Origin of the sequence: Phyllobacterium sp. CL33Tsu (assembly GCF_900113985.1) — a bacterium.
GTDB lineage: Bacteria > Pseudomonadota > Alphaproteobacteria > Rhizobiales > Rhizobiaceae > Phyllobacterium > Phyllobacterium pellucidum.
This window is the reverse complement of record NZ_FORJ01000001.1, coordinates 366027-391625: the sequence shown is the minus strand read 5'-3', so window position 1 is coordinate 391625 and position 25599 is coordinate 366027. Positions and strand designations below refer to the sequence as shown.

18 protein-coding genes are annotated in these 25599 nt (G+C 59.8%); 14 read left to right on the top strand and 4 right to left on the bottom strand.

The features are described from left to right. Positions 1-38: 38 nt before the first annotated feature. The 3 genes from BM074_RS01950 to BM074_RS01940 all read left to right on the top strand — a co-directional run bounded on the left by BM074_RS01950 (position 39) and on the right by BM074_RS01940 (position 7135). A complete protein-coding gene (locus BM074_RS01950; RefSeq protein ID WP_091919416.1) occupies positions 39-3497 on the top strand; it encodes a chromosome segregation SMC family protein in 3459 nt (1152 codons plus the stop codon). Between the two features lie 147 nt (positions 3498-3644). After that, the gene (gene ppdK / locus BM074_RS01945; protein WP_091919414.1) at positions 3645-6311 is read left to right on the top strand and encodes a pyruvate, phosphate dikinase; all 2667 of its coding nucleotides are present in this window, start codon (positions 3645-3647) and stop codon (positions 6309-6311) included. Positions 6312-6433: 122 nt separating this feature from the next. Continuing rightward, positions 6434-7135, top strand: a complete 702-nt coding sequence (locus BM074_RS01940; protein ID WP_091921375.1) for a polysaccharide deacetylase family protein — start codon at positions 6434-6436, stop codon at positions 7133-7135. A gap of 49 nt (positions 7136-7184) precedes the next feature. Here the strand turns inward: BM074_RS01940 and BM074_RS01935 are convergent, their stop codons facing one another. Further along, positions 7185-8582, bottom strand: a complete 1398-nt coding sequence (locus tag BM074_RS01935; RefSeq protein ID WP_027230049.1) for an aminotransferase — start codon at positions 8580-8582, stop codon at positions 7185-7187. 80 nt (positions 8583-8662) lie between these two features. Then, positions 8663-9004 carry a hypothetical protein gene (locus BM074_RS01930; RefSeq protein ID WP_091919412.1) on the bottom strand — a complete coding sequence of 114 codons (342 nt, stop codon included), beginning with the start codon at positions 9002-9004 and terminating at the stop codon, positions 8663-8665. A 365-nt stretch (positions 9005-9369) separates the two neighbouring features. Here BM074_RS01930 and BM074_RS01925 point away from each other — a divergent pair, with 365 nt between their 5' ends. The 4 genes from BM074_RS01925 to BM074_RS01910 all read left to right on the top strand — a co-directional run bounded on the left by BM074_RS01925 (position 9370) and on the right by BM074_RS01910 (position 16370). Beyond that, positions 9370-10617: a coiled-coil domain-containing protein gene (locus BM074_RS01925; protein WP_091919410.1), complete on the top strand. Its 1248-nt coding sequence runs from the start codon at positions 9370-9372 to the stop codon at positions 10615-10617. 57 nt (positions 10618-10674) lie between these two features. Next, a complete protein-coding gene (locus tag BM074_RS01920) occupies positions 10675-13014 on the top strand; it encodes an alkaline phosphatase family protein (RefSeq protein WP_091919408.1) in 2340 nt (779 codons plus the stop codon). A 95-nt stretch (positions 13015-13109) separates the two neighbouring features. Continuing rightward, positions 13110-15380, top strand: coding sequence for a phosphocholine-specific phospholipase C (locus tag BM074_RS01915; RefSeq protein ID WP_091919406.1), 2271 nt, complete (start codon positions 13110-13112; stop codon positions 15378-15380). A gap of 243 nt (positions 15381-15623) precedes the next feature. Next, positions 15624-16370: a DUF1499 domain-containing protein gene (locus BM074_RS01910; protein ID WP_175498863.1), complete on the top strand. Its 747-nt coding sequence runs from the start codon at positions 15624-15626 to the stop codon at positions 16368-16370. Positions 16371-16377: 7 nt separating this feature from the next. Here BM074_RS01910 and BM074_RS01905 read toward each other — a convergent pair whose 3' ends face one another. Beyond that, a complete protein-coding gene (locus BM074_RS01905) occupies positions 16378-17277 on the bottom strand; it encodes an MBL fold metallo-hydrolase (RefSeq protein ID WP_091921373.1) in 900 nt (299 codons plus the stop codon). A gap of 123 nt (positions 17278-17400) precedes the next feature. On the opposite strand from BM074_RS01905, the gene BM074_RS01900 reads away from it, so the two are divergent. The 7 genes from BM074_RS01900 (at position 17401) to uraH (ending at position 24220) form a co-directional block, all read left to right on the top strand. Further along, positions 17401-17988: a biotin transporter BioY gene (locus BM074_RS01900; protein ID WP_027230043.1), complete on the top strand. Its 588-nt coding sequence runs from the start codon at positions 17401-17403 to the stop codon at positions 17986-17988. 123 nt (positions 17989-18111) lie between these two features. Continuing rightward, positions 18112-19029: an allantoinase PuuE gene (gene puuE, locus BM074_RS01895; protein ID WP_091919402.1), complete on the top strand. Its 918-nt coding sequence runs from the start codon at positions 18112-18114 to the stop codon at positions 19027-19029. 1 nt (position 19030) lies between these two features. Continuing rightward, positions 19031-19531, top strand: coding sequence for an ureidoglycolate lyase (locus tag BM074_RS01890; protein WP_091919400.1), 501 nt, complete (start codon positions 19031-19033; stop codon positions 19529-19531). 67 nt (positions 19532-19598) lie between these two features. Further along, on the top strand, positions 19599-21026 hold the full coding sequence (gene xdhA, locus BM074_RS01885; RefSeq protein ID WP_091919398.1) for a xanthine dehydrogenase small subunit: 1428 nt from the start codon (positions 19599-19601) through the stop codon (positions 21024-21026). Then, positions 21023-23341, top strand: coding sequence for a xanthine dehydrogenase molybdopterin binding subunit (gene xdhB / locus BM074_RS01880; RefSeq protein ID WP_091919396.1), 2319 nt, complete (start codon positions 21023-21025; stop codon positions 23339-23341). Before xdhA ends, xdhB begins: the two co-directional genes overlap by 4 nt. A 12-nt stretch (positions 23342-23353) precedes the next feature. Then, positions 23354-23857 (top strand): 2-oxo-4-hydroxy-4-carboxy-5-ureidoimidazoline decarboxylase, encoded by a 504-nt coding sequence (gene uraD, locus BM074_RS23215; RefSeq protein ID WP_027230038.1) that lies wholly within the window; start codon positions 23354-23356, stop codon positions 23855-23857. 9 nt (positions 23858-23866) lie between these two features. Next, entirely contained in the window at positions 23867-24220 is a 354-nt protein-coding gene (gene uraH, locus BM074_RS23210) for a hydroxyisourate hydrolase (RefSeq protein WP_027230037.1), read from the top strand. Here the strand turns inward: uraH and BM074_RS01865 are convergent, their stop codons facing one another. Further along, entirely contained in the window at positions 24221-25423 is a 1203-nt protein-coding gene (locus tag BM074_RS01865; protein ID WP_175498862.1) for a DUF2793 domain-containing protein, read from the bottom strand. Positions 25424-25599: the final 176 nt, after the last annotated feature.

The following is a 25599-nucleotide window of genomic DNA, read 5'->3' as shown; positions in this document are numbered from 1 at the left end:
GTTTGCATTCGGGCGCCGGGTGACGGGAAGGGCTGCTGATGCGCTTCACCAAACTCCGCCTCCTCGGCTTCAAATCCTTCGTCGAGCCTGCTGAATTCGTCATTGAAGGCGGCCTGACCGGCGTTGTCGGCCCCAATGGCTGCGGCAAGTCCAACCTTGTCGAAGCGCTGCGCTGGGTGATGGGCGAGAATTCCTACAAGAACATGCGCGCATCCGGAATGGATGACGTGATATTCTCCGGGTCGGGAACGCGCCCATCGCGCAATACGGCCGAAGTGACGCTCTTTCTCGACAATCAGGATCGCACTGCACCCTCTGCATTCAACAATGCCGATGAACTGCAGGTATCGCGCCGCATCGAACGTGAGGCAGGGTCCGTCTACCGCATCAACGGCAAGGATGCGCGCGCCAAGGATGTGCAATTGCTGTTTGCCGACCAGTCCACAGGAGCACGCTCTCCCTCCATGGTCGGACAGGGCCGCATCGGCGAGCTTATTCAGGCAAAGCCCCAAGCCCGCCGTGCATTGCTCGAAGAAGCTGCAGGCATTTCTGGTCTGCACACGCGCCGGCATGAGGCGGAGCTGAGACTGCGCGCGGCCGAGCAGAATCTCGAGCGGCTTGAAGACGTTGTCGGCGAACTCGAAACCCAGATCGAAAGCCTGCGCCGGCAATCGCGTCAGGCAAACCGCTTCAGGAGCCTTTCCGCCGATATCCGCCGGTCCGAAGCGATCCTGTTGCATCTGAAGTGGGCGGTCGCCAAGGCTCATGAAGGCGAAGCCCAGTCGGCGCTGTCGGTGGCGACATCGGGCGTCGGCGAGCAGGCCCAGCTGCAGATGAATGCCGCCAAGGAACAGGCCATCGGCGCGCACAAGCTGCCGGACCTGCGTGAGGCAGAGGCGAAGGCCGCCGCGGTTCTTCAACGCCTTACCATCGCCCGCGCACAACTCAACGAAGAGGCAGAGCGCATCCGCGCCCGTCAGGGTGAACTTGAAAAGCGACTTGTGCAGTTTACGGCGGACATTGCCCGCGAGGAGCAAATGGTCCGTGACAATGCCGACGTTCTCGCTCGGCTCGAGGCAGAAGAACAGGCGCTTCACGAAGAAAATGCCGGCGCCGGCGAACGCGAGATTGCGACACGCGCCGAATTCGAACGCGCCGATGCGAAGCTGAAGGAAAGTGAGGCTGCGCTTACCAAGCTTACGGCAGAACGCGCCGAAGCTTCCGCCGAACGGGCGCAGATCGAGCGCAATATGCGCGATAGCGCGGAGCGCCGCGACCGTTTGGTTCGCCAGCTTGGCGATGTCGAACGCGATCTCGCCAGTGTGATCGGCGAGATCTCGGCCTTGGCAGACCCGGTCGAAAAGCAGGGACTGGTTGAGGCAGCCGAAGCCGAGTTGGCGCAGGCCGAAGAGTCCGCGATCATTGCCGAAACTGCCGTCGAAGATGCGCGCCAGCGAGAAGCCGAACTGCGGCAACCCTTGCAGGAGACGCGTGCTGAGCTTGGCCGTATCGAAACCGAGGCGCATACGCTTGCCAGGATGATCAACGCCGGAGGCACGGACCTTTTCCCGCCGGTTGTCGAATCGATCAAGGTGGACAAGGGGTACGAAGTTGCGCTCGGTGCCGCGCTCGGGGAGGATCTCGACGCACCGACCGATCATGGCGCGCCCGTATTCTGGGGCGAAGTCGACAATGGGGGCGGTGATCCGGATCTTCCGTCCGGCGTGCGGTCGCTCTCGGAGTTTGTCCGCGCCCCACAGCAATTGGCACGCAGTCTGGCGCAGATTGGCGTCGTCGATGAAGGCGATGGCGCTCGGCTGCAAGCGTCGCTGCGGGCCGGGCAACGGCTAGTCAGCCGCTCCGGTGCGCTATGGCGCTGGGATGGCTATACCGCAAGGGCCGATGCACCAACGCCGGCGGCGCAGCGGCTTGCCCAGAAGAACCGGCTGGCAGAACTCGATCTCGAAGTTGTGGCGGCAACCAAACGTCTGCGTGAGGCGGAAGCCGCGATTGCCGGCGCGGAAGCCAGTGTCCGTCAATTGGTCGATGCCGAACGTGGAGCCCGCGAGCGGGTCCGCGGCACGCAACGCGCAGTGAGCGACGCACGCGAAGCGCTGGCAGCGGCCGAGCGGGCGGCGGGCCAACTGTCGAGCCGCCGAGCAGCGCTCGAAGAGGGCAAGACACGGCTCGCCGAAACGCTCGAAGAAGCGCACGAACAGTATGTGGACGCCGAAACGAGGCTGGCCCATGCGATCGACCTGCAGGACCTCGATTTGCGTCTCGCCCACCTGACGAGCGAGGTAACGCAGGACCGCGCCGGACTGTCGGAAGCGCGCTCCATTCATGACGGGCTGCGCCGCGAGGCGGACAATCGCATGCGCCGGCTCGAAGCCATTGCATTTGAGCGCAAGAGCTGGATCGGGCGCGCCGACAACGCCGACCGCCAGATCAAATCGCTGATCGAACGGCGGCTCGAAACCGAGCGCGAATCCGAGCAACTGGCGGATGCGCCGGAGGAAATAGAGGATCGCAACCGTACTTTGCTGTCGCAGCTTTCCGAGGCCGACCTGCTTCGCCGCGATGCCGCAGACCGGCTTGCCGTGGCCGAAAACCGCCAGCATGAACTCGACCGGGCCGCAACCGAAGCCATTCAGGTGCTGGCGACAGCGCGTGAGGGCAGGGCGCGCGCCGAAGAACGCCTCGCGGCGGCGGAGGAGCGGCGCAAGGATACCGAAGCGCGCATCACCGAGGCCCTTCACTGCGCACCGCACGAGGCCTTGAAGCTGACAGGTCTCGGACCCAATGATCCGCTTCCGGATGTGGACGCGACCGAACGAAATCTTGAGCGGTTGAAAATCGAGCGCGAACGGCTCGGTGCAGTCAACCTGCGCGCCGAGGAAGAGCAGGAGGAACTTTCCGCCCGCCTCGAAGCGATCGTCAGCGAGCGCGAGGACATCATTGAGGCCGTCAAGAAACTGCGCCAGGCCATCCAGAGCCTTAACCGCGAAGGTCGCGAGCGCTTGCTTGCAGCTTTCGAGGTGGTGAACGTCCAGTTCCAGCGCCTGTTCACCCATCTCTTCGGCGGTGGCACGGCGGAACTGCAGCTGATCGAATCCGACGATCCGCTCGAGGCAGGGCTCGAAATCCTTGCGCGGCCGCCGGGCAAGAAACCGCAGACCATGACGCTACTCTCCGGCGGCGAACAGGCGCTGACGGCGATGGCGCTGATCTTCGCCGTGTTCCTCACCAATCCCGCACCGATCTGCGTGCTCGACGAAGTCGATGCGCCGCTCGACGATCACAATGTCGAGCGCTTCTGCAATTTGATGGACGAGATGGCTTCCTCCACGGATACGCGGTTCGTGGTCATTACCCACAACCCCATCACCATGGCGCGGATGAACCGGCTGTTCGGCGTCACCATGGGCGAGCAGGGTGTAAGCCAGCTTGTTTCCGTTGATCTCCAGACCGCGGAGCAATTGCGCGAAGCGAGCTGAGTTCCAGCCGCTGAAATGACGAAGCTTTTCAAAGCTTAATGCTGTTTTACTCTGCTAATCGATTTGAATGGTGCAATGCAGCATTTTTCGGTGGTGCTTGACGGATCGATCGCGTAGACCTCTCTTGTGCCAAGGGAGGCTGCTAGAATGAAATGGGTCTACACGTTCGGTGACGGCAAGGCAGAGGGTTCTGCCAATGATCGAAATCTCCTGGGAGGCAAAGGCGCCAACCTCGCCGAGATGTGCGCACTCGGCCTGCCGGTTCCTCCGGGCTTTACGATTACCACCGATGTGTGCAGCTGGTTCTACGAGAACGGCCGCAAATACCCTGAAGCGCTCAGCGCCGACGTCAAGAAGTCGCTGGAGCATATTGCTGCCGTGACTGGCCGAACCTTCGGCGACAAGGCAAAGCCGCTTCTCGTTTCGGTGCGCTCGGGTTCGCGAGCATCGATGCCCGGGATGATGGATACGGTCCTCAATCTCGGCCTGAATGACGAAACCGTGGAAGCAATTGCTGAGGAATCGGGCGATCCCCGTTTCGCCTATGATAGCTATCGCCGCTTCATCCAGATGTATTCCGATGTCGTCATGGGCCTCGACCACTCGGTTTTCGAGGAAATCCTCGAAGACACTAAGGCCAGTCTCGGCCACGAGGTCGATACGGCACTCAGCGCCGACGATTGGAAAAACATCATCGAGCTCTACAAGGAAAAAATCGAGGAAGAGCTGGAAAAACCATTCCCGCAGGATCCCGAGGAGCAACTTTGGGGCGCGATCGGCGCCGTATTTTCGAGCTGGATGAACACGCGTGCGATTACCTATCGCCGCCTGCACGGTATTCCGGAAAACTGGGGCACCGCCGTGAACATCCAGGCGATGGTCTTCGGCAATATGGGCGATCGCTCGGCGACAGGCGTCGCCTTCACGCGCAATCCATCAACCGGCGAAAAGAAGCTTTACGGTGAGTTCCTGGTCAATGCCCAGGGCGAGGATGTCGTTGCCGGCATTCGCACGCCGCAGAACATCACCGAAGATGCGCGGATCGCCGCCGGGTCCGACAAGCCGTCGCTCGAGAAAGTCATGCCCCAGGCTTTTGCCGAGTTCTGCGCCGTCTCGGACCGGCTTGAGAAGCATTATACCGACATGCAGGATCTCGAATTCACCATCGAGGACGGCAAATTGTGGATGCTGCAGACGCGGGCCGGCAAGCGCACGGCCAAGGCTGCGCTAAGGATTGCCGTCGACATGGCGAACGAGGGGCTGATTACCCGCGAAGAAGCCGTGTTGCGCATCGATCCGGCCTCGCTCGACCAGTTGCTGCACCCGACCATCGATCCGAAAGCCAAGCGCGACGTGATCGGGACCGGCCTGCCTGCATCTCCGGGCGCTGCCACGGGTGAACTTGTCTTCTCTTCCGAAGATGCCGAACAGGCGAAGGCCGAAGGCCGCAAGGTCATTCTCGTGCGTATCGAGACGAGCCCGGAAGACATCCATGGCATGCATGCGGCAGAAGGCATCCTGACGACGCGCGGCGGCATGACCAGCCACGCGGCTGTGGTTGCGCGCGGCATGGGCAAGCCTTGCGTCTCCGGCGCTGGTTCGTTGCGGGTCGACTACCGCAATGAAACGCTGCTCGCCATGGGCGTCGTTCTTAAGAAAGGCGACATCATCACCGTCGATGGCGGCACGGGGCAGGTGCTGAAGGGCTCCGTGCCCATGCTGCAGCCGGAGCTTTCGGGCGATTTCGGCCAGATCATGGAATGGGCCGACAAGACGCGGCGCATGAAGGTGCGCGCCAATGCCGAAACCCCGACCGATGCGCGCACGGCGCGCTCCTTCGGCGCCGAGGGCATCGGCCTTTGCCGCACTGAACACATGTTCTTCGAGGGCGAGCGCATCGTCGCCATGCGCGAGATGATCCTCGCCGACAACGAAAAGGGCCGCAGGATCGCGCTTGAGAAGCTGCTGCCGATGCAGCGATCGGATTTCGTCGAATTGTTCGAGATCATGAACGGTCTGCCGGTCACGATCCGTCTGCTCGACCCGCCCTTGCATGAATTTCTGCCGAAGACCGAGGAAGAAATCGCCGAGGTTGCCGCTGCGATGAATGTCAGCGCCGACAAGTTGCGCGAGCGAACCGACAGTTTGCACGAATTCAACCCGATGCTTGGTCACCGTGGTTGCCGCCTCGCAATTTCCTATCCGGAGATCGCGGAAATGCAGGCGCGTGCCATTTTCGAGGCAGCCGTTGCCGCAGCCAAGTCGACCGGTGCGCCGGTCGAACCGGAAATCATGGTGCCGCTGGTCGGGCTTCGGGCCGAACTCGATTTCGTCAAGGCGCGCATCGATGCGGTGGCTGCCGATGTGATGAAGGAAGCCGATATCAAGATCAATTACCTTGTCGGCACCATGATCGAATTGCCGCGCGCCGCCGTGCGGGCGCATTCGATCGCCGAGGTCGCCGAGTTTTTCTCCTTCGGTACCAATGATTTGACGCAGACCACGTTCGGCATCTCGCGCGATGATGCGTCCTCCTTCCTGACGACCTACCAGGCGAAGGGCATTATCGAGCAGGATCCGTTCGTCTCGATCGACGTCGACGGGGTCGGCGAACTCGTCCGCATCGCCGTGGAAAAGGGCAGGGCGACACGCCCGGGTATCAAGCTCGGCATTTGCGGCGAACATGGCGGCGATCCGGCCTCGATAAAGTTCTGCGACGAAACCGGGCTCGACTATGTGTCCTGTTCGCCGTTCCGTGTGCCCATCGCTAGGCTCGCAGCGGCGCAGGCATCGGCGAACCCGAAGAAGGGCTGAGCGGTTCTGCCTTAAATCCGCTCGGTTTGCTTGGCGTATCTGCGCGCGAGATTCCTCCAAGAACGGCGAACACCGTGCGCAAAGCCTTGCCAGCCCTCACCGCCCTCCTGCTGGCGCTCCCCATGGCGAATGCCGTGGCTGGCGATAAGCCGCATTTCGTTGAGCCGAAACTCTACATTGCGAAGGGCGGTCACGCCGCGCCGCAAGTTGCCCTGACTTTAGATGCCTGCGCCGGCCAAACCGACATGCGCATCCTTAATGCCCTTGTGGACAATCGCATTCCGGCGACGATCTTCGTTACCGGTCGTTGGCTCAAGCGTAATCCGGAAGCCGTCGCAATCCTGCAGGCACATCGCGATCTGTTCGAACTCGAGAACCATGGCCTCAATCACGTACCGGCGATCGACAACCAGCACGAGATGTTCGGGCTGAAGACGGCAGGCTCGCAGGAGGCGATCCAGGCCGAGATCGCCGGCGGAGCGCTCGCCATGGAGGCATCAGCCAAGGTAAAGCCCGTATGGTATCGCGATGCAACGGCTCGCTACAGCGACGACGCCATCGCACTGATCCATTCGATGGGCTATCGCGTCGCGGGCTATTCGCTCAACGCCGATATGGGTGCATCGTTGATGTCGGCCCAGGTTGAAAAGCGTATCGCCGGAGCCAAGGATGGCGACGTCATCATCGCTCACATCAACCAGCCGTCGCGCGTTGCCGGTGCTGGCGTTGTCAAGGGCGTCCTTGCCCTCAAGCAAAAAGGCTTCCATTTCGTTCGTCTCGAGGACGTGACGGAGAGCGAAAAGTCGATACAGTCGGGCGTCTAGAAAAAACGGCCGCGCAAGGCGGCCATTTTCATTTCTGTGAATGCTCTGATCAGGCAGCAGCGCGCAGGCTGTTGCTGGATACATGCGCTTCTGTATCGGCAAGCGCGAGTTCGAAGCGATTGAAGAGCTCGTTGAGCTCGGCCTCGGTGATGATCATCGGCGGGCAGAATGCGATGGAATCGCCAATGGCGCGCAGGACGGCGCCGTGACCCTCCAGGAAACGCGCGAGTTGCGCCGCAACCCCGTGCGCCGGATCGAACGAGCGCTTGGTGGCCTTGTCAGCGACGAGTTCGACCGCGCCCATCAGCCCGCAATTGCGTACATCGCCGACGAGCGGATGATCCTTCACCCTGGCAAGCCGCGCCTCGAAGGTCGGCGTCAGGCGGCGGACCTCCTCGACGATATTGCGGCGCTGGTAAATCTCGATCGCCTTGATGCCGAGCGCGCAACCGACAGGATGACCGCCATAGGTGAAGCCATGGCCAAACGTGCCGAGCTGGGCGCTGTGATCGACATAGGCCTGGTAGACGTCTTCGGGCACCAGCACGGCACCCAGCGGCGAATAGGCGGCGGTAAGCTGTTTGGCAGCCGAAATCGTCGTCGGCGTCATGCCGACGCTCTGGCTCCCCCACCAGTTGCCGGTGCGACCGAAACCGTTGATCACCTCGTCGGAGATGATGAGGATGTCGTGCTCGCGCAGGACGGGTTCAATTGCCGCGAAGTAGTTCGCCGGCGGCACGATGACCCCGCCCGCGCCCATGACCGGCTCGGCGATGAACGCGGCAATCGTCTCCGGACCTTCGCGCTCGATCATGTCCTTCAACGATTGTGCGAGGCGCGCGACGAACTCCGCTTCGCTCTCGCCTTCAAACCCGAAACGATAATAATGCGGGCAATCGGTGTGCAGGATGCCGGGAACCGGCAGGTCCCAACCCTTGTGGTTGCCCGGAAGTCCGGTAAGCGAAGCCGACATGACTGTGACGCCGTGATAGGCTTTGACGCGCGAGATGATCTTCTTCTTGTTGGGCCGGCCAAGCGCATTGTTATAATACCAGGCAAGCTTGACCTGCGTATCGTTGGCCTCCGAACCCGACGACGTATAAAACACCTTCGAGATCGGCACGGGCGCCAGTTCCTTGAGTTTTTCGGCAAGCTCGATGGCGGGCTCCATGCCCTTGCCGCCGAAGAGGTGATAATAGGGCAGCGTGCGCATCTGCTCGGTTGCCGCCTCGATCATTTCCTCGTCGCCGAAGCCGAGCCCAGCGCACCAAAGCCCCGACATGCCCTCGATATACTCCTTGCCCTGCGTATCGTAGAGATAGACGCCCTTGCCATGGCCCATAACGAGCGGCCCCATCTCCTGGAGCTTGTGGATCGGGGTATAGGGATGAAGGATTGCGTTGACGTCGCGCTGCTGGACATTGGTGAGGGGACGGCTATTCGCCATTTCAGGACTCCGGCTTGAGAGGAAGGTTCAATCTTAGCGAGAGTTGTCGGCAAGCGAAAGGCGACGCGCGTGAAAAGGCGTTAGCGCCGCAGGCCTTTCATGACAGCGGCGAAATCCGGCCCGAGCTTGTCGAAAAGCGTCGTCTGGTCCTGTTCGGGCGTGACGCTTAGCGTGGTCCCGTCCTTGCCGAGCATGATAAAAACGGTCTGGTCCGTTGTACCGTCGGAAATCGAGATGGCGCCAATACGTTGCTCGTCGCTATCTTCGGGAGCCCGGATGTTGAAGATCACCTCGCCATTGACGAGTTCCGCAGCCTTTTGCAGTGCGCCTTCGAAACCGTCTGCCACGATATCCTGCGCACCGAGCGCAAGCTCGATCTCCACAACCTCTAGTGACACCGGCTTTTCAACGTCTGGAATCATGCCCCAGCCTCACATTCTCTATCTATTTATTTTTATTACTTAACTGGCCCGCCGACTGCCGCTTTTTCTGCGCCGTGGATGCAGCCCAAATCACCACTGCGATGATGTCAGCAGAGCGACGAACCATCCACTCACGAAATGTAAACGCGCAAAACGTGCGGTCGGTCGTGCGGCAAGATGATGCAGGTTCCGGAATGTCGGGGCGTGTCATCCAGCTATTACATTTGCCCCGTATTCGGTTACCCCACTTCAGGATTTTGACGCGTGCTTTCTCATGTAAGGGGTTGTGCGCCATCTTTTTAAGAAAACGATTTTCGCAGCGACCCGCCAGTTAATTGGCCGGCTATTTATTTGGAGAAATTATTTTGAAGAACAATCTTTTCGCTCTCATTCCGCTCGTCCTCATTTCTGCCTGCGATGGTTCGGACTCGTCGCAACCGGCGCCCAATTCCGTTGCGCAATCGACGTTCGACGCCCAGTCCGTAGAACTTGAAAGCGCCAAGAAAGAGAACGCGGAACTCAAGAAGACCATCGAAGTGGTCAGCAGCGAAAAAGCGTCCATCACCACCACATTTCAAACCGTTGCGGCCGACAAGGACAAGCTTGCTGCCGAGCTCAAACAAGTCTCGGCCGAGAAGGAAAGCATTTCCACGCAACTGTCGCAGATGGTTGCCGACAAGGACAAGATCGCCGCCGAACGCGACCAGAAGCTCACGGAGATTGAGGCCAATCTGGCGAAGATTGCCGTACTCGACAAATCCGTCGTGGAGAAAACCACGGAACTCACGGCGCTCAAAACCCAGCTTGCCACGACTACCGGTGACAAAGCGGACCTGACCAAAAAGCTCGAGCAGTCCGGCAAGGATCTCGCTGCCATAACCGCCAAGCGCGACGATCTGCAAAAGAGCGTAGACACGGCGACGGCGGAGAAGGCCATTCTGACCAAGAAGCTTGAGACGGCTGGTGCGGATCTGGCTGCCGTGACCACCAAGCGGGACGATCTGCAGAAGAGCTTCGATCAGGCGACGACCGACAAGGCCGCTCTTGCCAAGCAGCTTGAGACGGCCAGCTCGGATTTGACGGCGATGACCGCCAAGCGCAACGAACTGCAAAAGAGCTTCGATGAGGCAACTGCCGGCAAGGCCGAGCTAGCCAAACAGCTTGAGCAGTCCGGCAAGGACCTGACCGCGATGACCGCCAAGCGCGACGATCTGCAAAAGAGCTTCGATCAGGCGACGACCGAAAAAGCCGCGCTTGCCAAGCAGCTCGAGACAGCCAGCTCGGATCTGGCGGCGATGGCCGCTAAGCGGGACGAGTTGCAAAAGAGCTTCGATCAGGCGACGACCGACAAAGGCGATCTGACCAAACAGCTTGAGCAGTCCGCTAAGGATCTGACCGCCATGACCGCCAAGCGAAACGAGTTGCAAAAGCAAAGCGATCAGGCACAAGCGCAGATCGACAGCCAGAAGACCGAAATCGCCAAGAAGGAAGCGGATATCAAGGCCGCGCAGACCGAGCGTGATGCAGCGTTTGCCGCCAAGGACAAGGCCATCAAGGAACGTGATGCTTCCAATGACAAGCTTCTGAAGATCGCCAAGAGCGTTTGCCAGTAAGTTTTTTCATGCCGTTTTGATTTTTCATTAACGAACTGGTTTTCAGGGAGTTTATCCATGGATAGACGCGATTTTATCAAAATGCTGGGTCTTGCCGGAACCAGCGCAGCAGCCTACGCGGCGTGCTCTAGTTACATGATGGAGGCTCTTGCCGACGCGCCCGCCACCATCGAAGATCTGCTGGTCGCATCGAACGACTGCATCAACAACGGCTCGCTAAACGATATCGAGCACGTCGTATTCCTGATGCAGGAAAACCGGTCGTTCGACCACTATTTCGGCACGCTGCGCGGCGTGCGCGGTTTCGGTGATCCGCGTCCGCTGCGCATGCGTGACGGACGTCCCGTGTGGGAGCAATTGCAGGCCGGATTCGATCCGACAAAGGAGCCCCCGGCTCCGGATGCGCAGCGGATAAAGCCGTACCGCATGCCGAATATTGCCGCCAACAAGCCTTCGGACGATACAAGCCCGGAAGGAACCGTGGGCGGGGTGTTCATTACGGACCCTGCGCATGACTACGGCAGCGGTGTCGGTGCGTGGAACTACGGGCGCATGGACAACTGGATCCCGAAGAAGCAGATCGTCACCATGGCGCATTATGTGGAAGCGGATATTCCACTCTATTTCAAGTTGGCCAAGGCATTTACCTTGTGCGATGCGTATTTTTGCTCCGTTCACGGCTACACCGATCCCAACCGCAGCTATTTCTACACCGGGCACAGCAACGGAAAGATCGGCAACGATTCGTTCAGCGGCTCCAAGGACGGCGCAAGGCCGAACTGGAAGAGTTACCCCGAGCGGCTGGAAGAAATCGGCGTGGACTGGAAATTCTACCAGGACGGCCTTACTTGGACGAGCGATCCCTTTGCGGGCAACTACGGCGACAACACGCTCGAATATTTCCAGCAATACCGCGATAACACCACGCCGATCTACAAGAAGAACCAGACGGTAAATTCGATCTTACGAACCGATCCCAACAAGCCTTCGCAGTTCGAGCAAGACATCATCGACGACAAGCTGCCGGCTGTTTCCTGGATCGCCGCGCCTGAAGCCTTCTGCGAGCATCCGAAATGGTCTCCGCATCTTGGTGAGTACTACGTCCACGAAATTCTTCGCGCATTTACAGCCAACGTCGAAGTGTGGAAAAAAACTGTATTCATCATCACCTATGATGAAAATGGCGGCTTTTTCGACCATGTTCCCGCGCCGACCCCTCCATTTAGCAGCACCTACGGCGAAGCCTCGCCCGGTATCAAGGTGACGGGCCTGATTACCGCCACCAGCACTCCGCAGCGCGATATTGATTCAGAAGCAGCCGTAACAAGCAACTCAAAGCTTATGAATATGATGGGCATGGGTGTACGGGTCCCGACGCTCGTGATTTCTCCATGGAGCGTCGGCGGAAGGGTGTGCTCGGAAATCTTCGATCATACATCGGCCATCCAGTTCGTCGACGCCTGGCTCATGGCAAAAGGCAAGAAACTTAAGGACGACTTCTATCCCCTTTCGTCCTGGCGCCGGGCCATCGCCGGCGATTTCACGAGTGCGCTCGATTTCAAGCGCAAGGTGCTTACTAAACCGGAAGCTGTGGCCGATACGACCAAGCTGGGCGTCGTCTTTACCGCCGCGCAACAAAGCAATGCCAGGAAGACGCCGGGCCTCAACCCTGACCTGACCATCTACAAGAGCGATCCCGACATCGCCAAGCCGACGCTCCTGAAGCAGGATCGGACGCGTTGCGAGATCATGCCGCTCGACTATGATTTCTTTGTTGGTGCTACCGTTACCGCCAATGACGTGAAATATCCGATCACCAATCGAGGCAAGCTCGCCGCCTCGTTTTATGTCATCCCCTATGACAGGCCAGGCACATGGCCGGGCGACGGTCCCTGGTATTTTTCGGTCGAAGGCTCGAAAGGAACGCCGGTTACGGTGAAGGATCAGGCCTATGCAAATTTCGGCGCGAAAAACGCGACCACCAAAAACTACTCCTATGCCGTGCATGGCCCCAATGGCTATCTCTTTGAGTTCATGGGGGCCCCGGGCGCCAATCCGACGGAATTGCAACTCGCCGACGTTTCCGATGCTGTTTCCATCGACGAAGCAAAAACCATCCGCTTCACGCTGAAGTGGCCCGGCGTCAACGGCCGCCTGAAGGTCACCAACGCCTATACCGGCAATATCGTACTGGTTGAAGCCGGTACCACCACGGTCGATATTCCGACGTCCGATGGTTGGTACGATGTCTCGTTCGTGGACGCGGTAAATGCGCCGTCGCGTTATCTGCGACGCTATGCCGGACATCTGGAGAACGGCAAGATCGGCAAAAGTGATCCCGCTATCGGCCTGCAATATGACGAAAAGGAAAGGGTCTACAAGCCGCTCGTCGCCTGATCGGATTTAGCCCGCACCGACTTACCATTTTGATGCCGGATGACGATTTCATCGTTCGGTCACTGGATTAATGAATTCATTTAAGAGGACTTTTTATGCAACGACGTGATTTTATCAAGTTGCTCGGCCTTGCCGGCACCAGCGCCGCCGCCTATGCGGCATGCTCGGCCTACATGGCGGAGGCACTCGCACAGTCGGCTTCAACCATTGATGAATTGCTGACGGTGGAAGGTGAGTGCAAGGAAGGTTCGCTCGCCGATATTGAGCACGTCGTTTTCCTGATGCAGGAAAACCGGTCCTTCGATCACTATTTCGGCACGCTGCGCGGTGTTCGCGGCTTTGGCGACCCGCGTCCAATGAAATTGAGGAACGGCAAATCGGTCTGGCAGCAATCGGCGGCCTGGCCCAGAAAGCCTGACCCCGTCACCGGCATCATACCGGATTCGACGCCCTATCGCATGTTCAAAGACAAGCGCGCCGTACCAACTCTGCTGGAGCCGGTCGACCCCTCGAGCGCCGGCGGTACCTACATCGAGGATCCAGCGCACAGGTTTGGCGATAGCCTGGGTGCCTGGAACGGTGGTCTTATGGACCAGTGGATCGAGAAGAAAAAAATCGTCACCATGTCCCATTACACCGAAATCGATATTCCGCTGTACTTCAAGCTGGCACGAGCCTTCACGCTTTGCGATGCGTACCATTGTGCGCATAACGGCGGCACCGACGCAAACCGGAGCATATTCTTTACCGGGACGTGCAAGGGCAGAACGGAGAACGACTATTTCAGCCATGCCAACCCTGCAGATCGGGATAAGCTGGACTGGACAAGCTATCCCGAGAAACTGGAGTTACTGGGGGTAAGCTGGAAATTCTATCAGGAGGGCCTGGACGGAAATACGTTCACCGGCAATTACGGTGACAATGTTCTCGACGCCTTCAAGCAATTTCAGGACAAGTCCACAGCGATCTACAAGAAGAACCAGACGGTCAATCCGGTTCTGCGAACCAGCGTCGACGTGCCATCGCAATTTGAACAGGACGTAAGGGATAACACGCTTCCGGCCGTTTCATGGATCGTCGCGCCCGAGGCGTTCACCGAACACCCGCACTTCCCGCCACATTTCGGCGAATATTACGTGCACGAGATCCTGCGCGCCTTCACGACCAACAAGGAAGTGTGGAAGAAAACGCTGTTCATCATCAATTATGATGAAAATGGCGGGTTCTTTGACCATGTCGTGCAGCCGGTCCCACCCATCGACCCCGTCAACGGCAAGACCACGCCCGGCATAACATTCGACGTCCCTGGCACTGCTAACTCTGAAACCTCGATCCAATCTAAAAACCCCATCGGGATGGGGACTCGCGTTCCCGCGTTGATCATTTCGCCCTGGAGCACGGGCGGCCGCGTCAATTCGGAAGTTTTCGATCACACCTCGGCCATCCGCTTTCTTGATAAATGGCTTGTCGCTCGCGGCCTTCAAAAGCCGGACGCGCCGGCCTTCGAAAATCTCTCGTCGTGGCGGCTGGCGATCGCAGGTGACCTTACCAGCACACTGGATTTCAAACGGTCGGAAACCACCGCCCTCGAGCAGGTTGTACCGGCCGCGACTAAAGCCCGGATCATGTCAAGTGAAGAAAAAAAAATAGTGCCCGTTGGGTGGCTTCAAGGAGCTACAGCTGGGGTCGATCATATGAAGGCTGATCCCCTTCACACCAAAACCGCGCTGAAACAAGACCGCGCACGCTGCGAAAAATTGCCCATCGCTTATGACTTCCACGTAATCACAGCGGTCGAATCGAAATCCGTGCGGCTGACATTCAGGAATCCTGGGCCGCTCGGTACGGCTTTTACCGTTATTCCCTATACCACCAAGGACAAGGTGAAACTCTATAGCGTTGAAGGCGCAAAGAAAGACGGCTTGCGAAGCGAGCTTTCGGACGTCCTGACACCCACGAGTCCGGATGGTCTGTATTCCTATGCCATCCATGGCCCAAATGGCTATCTTCTTGAACTGCGCGGTAATTTCCAGACTGCGACGCAACAGCTGGTCGCCGAAATCGTCGATATCAAGTCGAAAGCCGATGCCGCGAAGATCGAGTTCAGCTTCGGCAAGTGGAACCCGAACGGCAAGCTCACCATGGTAAATGCCTATACGGGTGAGACCAAGTCCATCGCCGAGGGAACGACCGCTTTGGAAACTGCAACGGCGGACGGCTGGTACGACGTGGCTTTCTTCGATGACGGCACTTATCTGCGTCGTTACGCGGGCCGGCTCGAAAATGGCAGGATCGGCAAGAGCGATCCGGCCATCGGCATGCAGTTTGACGAGGCTACGCGCGTCTACAAGGATTACGCCGTCTAAGCTGATCGAGAATAAGTAAAACTCTTCCGTGCCGGCTCTCGTGCCGGGGCGGGAGAGTTCAGGAACGGCAAGTGAATGGATGGATGGATGGTGCTGGAAACTAAAGCACGTGATTTGTCACGCGCGCTTGCCACGTATCGATTATGCGATTAGCTCTTGGCGAGACGTTTTGTGCATCGCCGGGATACCATGCGCCATCATTTTCGCCGTCGTCAGTCGATTTCAGCCAGATGGTCGGTGCGCGTGGCTTTTCTGGCCGCGATCCTCTTCGTGCTGTCCGGGCTCGGGCATCGCTTCGAGCGCATCGAGACGCCGGAATTTCTCTGGCTGCTTGCGGTCGTCGCCGGCCTGGCGCTGCTTGCATTGCTCTTGAGCTTCAAGGGCTTCACCAGCCTTTGGCGCCGGGGAGATCGCGGCGGACCGAGTGCATTCTGGGGTGGGGTCATAGCGCTCATCGTTCTGGCGCCCTTCGCGATGACCCTCTATCAGGCACTGGCGCTGCCGACACTCTACGACGTTTCCACCGATATAGCCGACCCGCCTGAGCTTTTCGCTGCCGGCCAGCGTAGCGAGCGGATGAACCCGCTCGTCAATGATGAGGAAAGCCGGGGACTGCAATCGAGCGCCTATCCGCAGGTCACGGGCCGCCGCTATGACGGTTCGCCCGATCGGATCCTGACGGCGGTGAATACCGTTATCTCCAACAATGGATGGACGGTGCTGAGCCAGAAGGGGGAACCCGGCGACGACGAGGAAATCCTTCTCGAAGTCGTGGCCCGCACCTGGCTGCTCGGCTTTACCAGCGACGTCGTTATCCGCCTCACCGACGAAGGCGAGACTACCTATGTCGACATGCGCTCCGTCTCCCGCTACGGCATTCATGATCTTGGCGAGAATGCCGACCGCATCACTGCATTCATGACGGCGCTTGACACGGAGGTGCAGGGCACCCAGCCCGACGAGGAAACGACGCAGCCGGAGCAGCCCTAGCCGATCGCTACCAGTAGACGCCGTCAATGGCTGGATTGCCGTCGGTGTGGACGACGCCGCGCGCGACGAGATCTTCGAGATGGGCAAGAACCGAAAGGCCGGCGGCGCCATGCAGGCGTGGATCGGTTTCCCGGTAAATGACGCCGACCATGGCAGAAATCGTGCGGTCGCCGGCCCGCACGCGCTCGAGGATGGCGCGTTCGCGCATTTTGCGGTGCGCCTTCAGGCCGCGCACAAAGGTCTTTGGCTTGGTGACAGGTCCGCCGTGCCCGGGGAAATAGATGCGGTCATGGCGGTGAAGCAGCAGGTCGAGTGAGCGCATGTAGTCTGACATTGCGCCATCCGGCGGCGCTACGATCGATGTCGCCCAGGCCATGACGTGGTCGGCGGAAAATAGCACGCCGATCTCCTCGAGTGCGAAAACCATATGATTGGCGGTGTGACCGGGCGTATGGATCGAACGCAACGCCCAGCCGTCACCTTCGATCACCGACCCGTCGCTGGCCACGAGATCAGGAACGAAGTCCGTATCGCCGCTGGCGTCGAGAAGGTTGACTTCACCGACATGCAGCGGCCGCGCCGGACGATGCGGCCCTTCGGCGACGACGACGGCGCGGAGTTCATCGCGCAAGCGCGCGGCGAGCGGTGAGTGGTCGCGGTGGGTATGGCTGACGAAGATGTGGCTGACCGGGCGCCCGGCGATGGCGCGGATGAGCGCTGCGTGATGGGCGTCATCCAGCGGTCCAGGATCGATCAACGCCAGCGTATCGTGGCCCACGAGATAGGAGTTCGTGCCGTGAAAGGTGAACGGGCTTGGATTGTTGACGGTTATCCGCTGAACCTTCGGGGCAATGTCGACCGCTTCACCGTAGCGCGGCGCAAAACTGGTGTCGAAAACTAGAGACATGAACGCAAGCGGACCCTTCAAAGCCTTTTCGACATATTGCGGCGCGGCATAATCCCCAATATACCGTTTTCACAAACGGTGGAAATACCGCCCCACGGCGAAGGCTATACAGAGGATATCGACATGATCGCTGCGCAAACCCGTTCCCTTGCCCAAGAATTCCAGCCTGAAGGTCAACTCGCCAAAGCGGTCTGGTATGTCACGCTCGCCCTGATCGGCACCGCGCTGATGACACTTGCCGCCAAGACCAAGGTAGACATGGTCTTCGTCAATGTGACGATGCAGACTTTCGCCGTATTCGCCATCTCGGCCGCCTACGGCTCGCGCCTTGCCGTCGCTACCATGGCGCTCTATCTGCTTGAAGGCGCGCTTGGCATGCCAATTTTCACCGGCACGCCAGAAAAAGGCATCGGCCTTGCCTATATGGTTGGACCGACGGGCGGCTACCTCGTCTCCTATCTCGTTGCTGCGTGGATTGTCGGCACCGCCGCCGACAAGGGTTATGCCCGCAACCCGATCGTTCTCGGCGCGGCGATGCTAGCGGCAGAGGTTGCGATTCTCGGCCTCGGCTTCCTGTGGATGGCCTATCTCTTCGGCTTCGAGAAGGCGTTCACCTTCGGCGTTGGTCCATTCATTGTCGCTGACATTTTGAAGCTCGCTCTGGCGGCTGCCATCGTTCCGGCCATTGGCTCGTTGCTCAAGCGCCGTTAAGAACTTGCCGCAAGCATTGTTGGGCCGCGGCATCGTCCGCGGCCTTTGTTTTTGCGCCGGCCATTGACTTTGCGATGCGGCCTTCGCAGTTTCTCATGATACTCGTTCAAAAAGAGGCACGTCTTGTCAGATTATCCGCGGGATTTGATCGGCTATGGCCGAAACACGCCCGACCCGAAATGGCCGGGCGGCGCACGCATCGCCGTGCAGTTCGTTGTCAACTACGAGGAAGGCGGCGAGAGCTCGATCCTCGATAATGATCCGGCATCGGAGTGCCTTCTGTCGGAGATTGTCGGCGCGCAGCCCTGGCCGGGCCAGCGCAACCTGAACATGGAATCGATCTATGAGTATGGCGCACGGGCCGGTTTCTGGCGGCTGTGGCGCATGTTTACCAAGCGCAAGATGCCGGTCACGGTCTATGGGGTTACCCTTGCCATGGCGCGCAACCCCGAAGCTGTCGCCGCCATGAAGGAGGCCGATTGGGAAATTGCGAGCCACGGCCTGCGTTGGCTCGAATACAAGGACTGTCCCGAGGACACTGAGCGACAGCACATTCTTGAAGCGGTACGCCTGCATACCGAGATTACCGGGTCGCGGCCGCTCGGGATCTACCAGGGTAAACCGTCGGATAATACGCTGAAGATTGTCATGGAGGAGGGCGGCTTCGTCTATTCCGCCGATAGCTATGCCGACGAGTTGCCCTATTGGGTCAAGGGTCCAAAGGGCCCGCATCTGATCGTGCCCTACACGCTCGATGCCAACGACATGCGCTTTGCGACGCCGCAAGGGTTCAACTCGGGCGATCAGTTCTATACCTATCTCAAGGATACGTTCGATGTGCTTTATGCCGAGGGCAGGGAAGGCGCGCCGAAGATGATGTCGATCGGCCTGCATTGCCGGCTGGTCGGGCGCCCGGGACGCGCGGCGGCGCTGGAGCGCTTCCTCGATTATGTCCAGCATCAGGAAGGCGCCTGGATTACCCGGCGCATCGATATCGCCAATCATTGGCACGAACATCACCGCCCGGCAGACGAAAACTAAGATGGAAATCCTCAGCCTCAATGTCACGCCGCTGACGCGGGCGGCATTCACACCCTATGGCGACGTCATCGAAACCGCAGGCGCGCAGATGCGCCTTATCAACGGCGGCACGACGCAGCGCTTCCACGACCTTGCAAAGGTCGATGTGACGGGGCCGGGAGCCCGCGTGCTGGTCAACATATTTCGCGGCCAGAGTTTCGCGCCCCCGATCGACATCAAGATGCTGGAACGTCATCCCTTCGGCAGCCAGGCTTTCATGCCGCTGCAGAACCGGCGCTACCTTGCGGTGGTGGCCGAAGATGAAGGCGGGCGGCCGGGATCACCGGTCGCGTTCCTGTGCCAGGGCAACCAGGGCGTCAACTATGCCCGCAACGCCTGGCATCATCCGCTGATATCGCTCGAGGCCGAATCGGACTTCGTGGTCGTCGACCGCGGCGGCGAGGGCACCAATCTCGAAGAATTCTTCTTTGAAGACCGTCTTTACCGGATTGGCTCCATCTGATCGCCCCCAGGGTCATTGCGCAATCTCGCCACTTGACGCCCACGCCCAGCCGGTCGAAGCTGCTCAAATGGCTACGACGATGCGGTTTTTTCTCAATGGTCAATTGCAGGAAGCTGCAGTTCGACCCGATATGACGGTGCTGGATTGGTTGCGCGGTCCGGCGCGCCTGACAGGTACCAAGGAAGGGTGTGCGGAAGGCGATTGCGGGGCGTGCTCTGTCCTCGTCGGCGATCCTTCGGTAGAGGGCGCCGAACCCCGCGTGCACTATCACGCCGCCAACAGCTGTATCCTTGCGATGGGCCAGATCGACGGCCGTGCGCTGGTTACGGTTGAGGGCTTGAAGGGCGAACACCTGCACCCGGTCCAGCTCGCGATGGCGGAAAACGGCTCTTCCCAATGCGGCTTCTGCACGCCCGGCATCGTCATTTCGATCGCGGGTCTCGCCGCGGCCAACCCGGAATCCGGCGAACAGGATATTCACGATGCCCTTGCCGGCAATCTGTGCCGGTGCACCGGCTACAGGCCCATAGTCGAAGCAGCACGCAAGGTAATCGGTGCCGGTGGCGCCGGCATAAGCGGCCCTGCCGTCACGGCTTTTGCGAAGATTGAGCCGCGCCGATCGGTTTCGGCCGGCGGTGCGTCGTTCGATCAGCCAGCGACGCTCAATGCGCTTCTGCAACTGCGCAAGGAGAGACCGCAGGCGATTTTACTTGGCGGCGGCACCGACCTCGGCGTGGCATTGGCGGATTATCACAGCGATTGGGACGATGTGATTTCGCTGGCTCGGGTCAGCGAATTGCGGGCGATTCGCGAGACCGACAATCATCTGAGTTTCGGCGCGGCGGTGACGTGGGAGGAAGTGCTGGCTGCGGTCACGCCGATTTATCCATCCTTCGCTACGCTGATCCGGCGCTTCGGTTCGACGCAAATCCGGTCCATGGGCACGATTGGCGGCAATATCGGCACCGCGAGCCCCATCGGTGATGGACCGCCCGCGCTGATTGCCCTCGGCGCCGAAATCGAGCTTGCCTCCCAGAGCGGCCACCGTTTCCTGTCGCTGGAAGATTTCTTCCTCGATTACCGCAAGACGGAACTGCGTCCCGATGAGGTGATCGCTTCTGTCTCGATCCCCAAGCCCAGGGAAGGCCAGGATTTTCGCGTCTACAAGATATCGAAGCGCTATGACCAGGATATATCCACCGTCTGCGCTGCGTTTTCGATCGTGCGGGAGGAAGGGCAGGTTCGCAACGCCCGCATCGCCTTTGGCGGCATGGCGGCAACACCGCGCCGCTCTCCTGAAGCTGAACGCGCTCTCGTCGGAACCAGTTTTGACAGAAAGGCAGTTGCAGCCTGCGCCGCAGCGATTGCAACCGAGTTCAAGCCGTTGACCGATTGGCGGGGCAGCGCCGATTATCGCCTCGAGGTCGCTGCAAACCTTGCCGAGCGCTTCTGGCGCGATGTGGCAGGCGAGACGGTGGAGGTGATGGCGCTATGAATATCGATGCCAAGATCGTTCACCGCAGTATCGTCGGCAAGGGTATCGCCCATGACTCTGCGGCAAGGCACGTCGCTGGCGAAGCCGCCTATATCGACGATATGCCGGAACTGCCTGGGACATTGCATGCGGCCTTCGTTCTTGCGCCGGTGGCGCACGGCAGGCTTCTTGGTATCGACGCTTCGGAAGCGTTGGCGATGCCGGGCGTCGCCGGCATCTGGTCGGCGAAGGACATACCCGGTCACAACGAAGTTGGCCCTATCCTCCACGGCGAGACGCTGTTTGCGGAAGATATCGTCGATTACGAAGGACGGGTGGTCGCCGCAGTCGCCGCGTCGGATTTCGAGACAGCCTATCGCGCCGCCAAACGCGTCAAACTGAACATCGAAAAGCTCGAACCGCTTTTGGACATCGAGGAAGCACATCATAAGAAGAGCTATGTTCTTCCTGCGCAGCAGGTCATCGAAGGCGATGTCGACACGGCGCTCTCCGGCGCACCCCATGTCATCTCCGGCAAGCTGCGCATGGGCGGACAGGATCATTTCTACCTTGAAACCCATATCGCCTACGCCATTCCCGGCGAGAACGGCGAAATGCTGGTCCATTCTTCGACCCAGCATCCGACCGAAGTCCAGCACCATGTAGCCCTCGTCCTTGGCGTTCATGCCAATGCGGTCGAATGCCAGGTGAGGCGCATGGGCGGCGGTTTCGGCGGCAAGGAGAGCCAGCCGACCATCATCGCCTGCGCGGCGGCGCTGATCGCGGCCCAGACGGGCAAGCCGTGCAAGATGCGCCTGAAGCGACGCGACGACATGGTCGCCACCGGCAAGCGGCATGATTATGTCGTCAACTGGAAGGCGGGCGTCGACAACACGGGCCGCATAGTTGGGCTCGACATCGAGTACCTTGCCCGGGCCGGCAATCTCCCCGACCTCACAGGGCCGGTGATCACGCGCACCCTGACCCATTCGGACAATTCCTATTTCATCCCCCATGCTCGCTTTGTCGGTCATGCCTGCAAGACGAATACCGTTTCGAACACCGCATTTCGCGGCTTTGGCGGGCCCCAGGGCATTATCGCCATCGAGTGCATCATCGATACGATCGCACGCGAGCTGAAGCTCGAGCCCAACAACGTCCGCGCCATCAATTATTATGGCGATGAAACCGGGGATATGACGCCGTATGGCCAGAAGGTAGAAGACAACCGCCTGGTCGAGGTCACCGAAGCCGTGCTTGCCTCAGCCGACTGGAGCCGCCGTCGTGCCGAGATCGATGCGCATAATGCGACCAATCCTGTCATAAGGCGCGGCCTCGCCATGATGCCGATCAAATTCGGCATTTCCTTCAATTTGACCTCGCTCAATCAGGCCGGCGCGCTCGTCCATGTCTATCTCGACGGCTCGATCTTCCTCAATCACGGCGGCACCGAGATGGGGCAGGGGCTGTTCGTCAAAGTCGCGCAAGTTGTCGCCGAAGTGTTCCAGGTCGAGCTCGACATGGTGCGGATATCCTCCACTGCGACCGGCAAGGTGCCGAACACCAGCGCGACGGCCGCTTCGACCGGCTCAGACCTCAACGGCATGGCAGCCTTCAAGGCGGCGACCGCGATTAAGGCGCGCATGACGCGGGTGGCCGCCGAACATTTCGACGTCGAGGAAGACGTGATCGTCTACCGCGAGGGCCGCGTTCATGCCGGCAATGAATCGATTTCGTTCGGCGAACTTGCAAAAATGTCCTGGGCCAAGCGCGTTCAGCTTTCCGAGGCCGGCCATTATGCGACGCCCAAGATCCATTGGGACGGCAAAACGATGAAGGGCCGCCCGTTCTTCTATTTCAGCTACGGAGCAGCGGTTGCTGAAGTTGCGATCGACACGCTGACCGGCGAGACCCGTTGCCTCAGAGCCGATATCCTTCAGGACGTCGGCTCGCCGCTCAATCCCGCCATCGACCTTGGCCAGATCGAGGGCGCTTTCGTGCAGGGCATGGGCTGGGTGACCTGCGAGGAACTGTGGTGGGACAAGGCCGGCAAATTGCGCACCGTCGGACCTTCGACCTACAAGATACCGGGATCGCGCGACGTTCCGCCCGAATTCAACGTCCGCATTCTCGACAATATGCCGAACCAGGAGGAGACGGTATTTCGCTCCAAGGCGATTGGCGAACCACCATTGATGCTCGGCATTTCGGTCTGGCTGGCGATCCGCGACGCTATCGCCTCGATCCACGGAGGCGTTCCGTATCTCGATTCTCCGGCAACGCCGGAAAATGTTCTAAGGTCAGTAGGGGAGGCCAAAGCCAACCGAACAGCTTGAGAGGGAGGGGACATGAGGCTTGAACAACTGAACAGTGCCAGCACGGAGGAATTCGTTGGCGCGCTCGGCGGTGTCTTCGAACATTCGCCGTGGGTCGCCGAGGCGGTCGCCGGCCAGCGGCCATTCACCAGCGTCGAGATCCTGCACGGCGCCATGGTCGTCGCCGTCGAAAAGGCCGGTCAGGCGGCACAATTGGGCTTGATCCGTGCGCATCCGGATTTGGCAGGGAAGGCGGCGCGCCAGGGCAGTCTTACCGTCGAATCAACCAGCGAACAGCGCGGAGCCGGACTTGACCGGCTGACCGACGAGGAATTCGAGGAGTTTCATCGCCTCAACAACGCCTATCAGAGCCGTTTCGGTTTTCCATTTATCCTTGCCGTGCGCGGCCATAACAAGCACTCGATCATGGCGGCGTTTCGCCAGCGCCTCGATCACAATGCCGGCGAGGAAGTCGCCGAAGCTTTACGGCAGATCGCGCTGATTGCGCGGTTTCGCTTGCACGATTTGATCACTTAAGGACCTCACATGGGAAAGTTATCCACGCATGTTCTCGATAATTCCGCCGGAAAGCCCGCGGACGGGATGGCCCTGACACTCCATCGTATCGAGGAGGGCGGGCCTGTCCTGCTCAAAACCGCCGTTACCAACGCGGATGGCCGCACCGACAAGCCCCTCCTTTCCGCGGACGAGATGGCGGTCGGCCGCTACGAACTGACGTTTTTCGTCGAGGAATATTTCAAGCACAAGCTCGTTGCGCTCGACACCCCGGCCTTTCTCGACGATGTGCCGATACGCTTCGCGATTGCCGACACGAACGCAAATTATCACGTGCCGCTTCTGGTCACTCCCTGGTCCTATTCGACCTATCGGGGCAGTTGATCAGCCATAGACACCGACAACGTTGAACACGCGCGTCTCATCACCGCGGAAATAGACGAGGTTCGCTCCGGACTGAGGTGACAGATCGGAACTTGGCAGGACGAGGCTGCCGACGGGATTGCCCGAATTGACGATCGTGAGCAGCACACCGTCCTGTGCGAACACGCCGCCGAGCCGCTTTTGCATCAGCGGCGAGATATCGATAGCGATTGTCTTTTTGACCGGATCGACGATCTGCAGCGCATCGCCGGAGGCCCATTGCTTGATATGATCGGCGTTTACGACCTGAAGTCCGTTGTGGGCGGTGTCCCATTTGACCCAGGCCGACTGGGCTGGCGATTTGGTGACATTCCAGAGCCGGACCATCGCGACGTCGCGCATGGCCGTTCCAAACAAGCTCACGGCGCTATTGGCAGCGAGCGTGATGATGTCGGCGGCGATCGAGGCGACCTTGGCGGCGGCCGGCGTGGCGCTGCCCGGCATTTGATAGATCGTCGCATCGGGCCCGGCCGGCAAAAAGACAAGCCCGGAAAGGCGTTTACCGGTGGCAGCGCTGGCAATGCCATTGGGGAAGCGCACGACGCCGGTCGCATTGTCGGCGATCATGACATCGCGCCAGCTACTGCCGTCCGCACTGGTCTTGATACGGAAGTCGCGGCCCCACAACGTGCCCATTTCGGCGCGGCCCTGATAGTTCGACTGGAAGAGGAGCGACGCTGCCTGGTTGTCGTCGGACTTGTTGATCTTGATTTGATGGCTCGTGCCCGCGTGGTCGAACAGTGATGCCGGACTTTTCACGGCGAGGCGGTTCGTATCATCCGCGACAGTCTGGATGCCGACCGCATTCACGGGATTGGTACCACCGCTTGCAGCGGCCTTCCACGCGCCATTCGTAAACACAAGGAAGTTCGCGGTCTTGGCGATCCATGCGGACCAGCCCTCAAGGGGCTGAAAGAACGCCCATGCACCATCCTGAAAGGCGGCGACCTGCTGATCCTTGCCGGCCCAGGCCCCGCTTGCCCCGGATCCGATAATGTAGCGGTCGCCTTCAGCGGGATTGGATGGCGCCGCCTGCGCATTGCTGCTCAGCACCGACAATTGCACCAGAGCATCGAGCGCGCGTATCGCCTCGTTGTGCGTTACGTGCTTTTGCGCCTGCGAGGGGGCGATATAGGGCAATTTGAGGTTCGACGTCTGATCCATGTGGCTGTCCTTTCCGCGCTTCGCCATTGCCGGGGAAAGTACAGCCGTTGTGATTGTGTTGGATAAACCGGCGATGCACATGGTGATTGATTGACGAGCTGCCGGTCATTGCATTTATGTAGCCCTATGTTACTGGTCTTGCGTCCGTTTGGGGTTCCGTTGTAGGGCGAGACGCC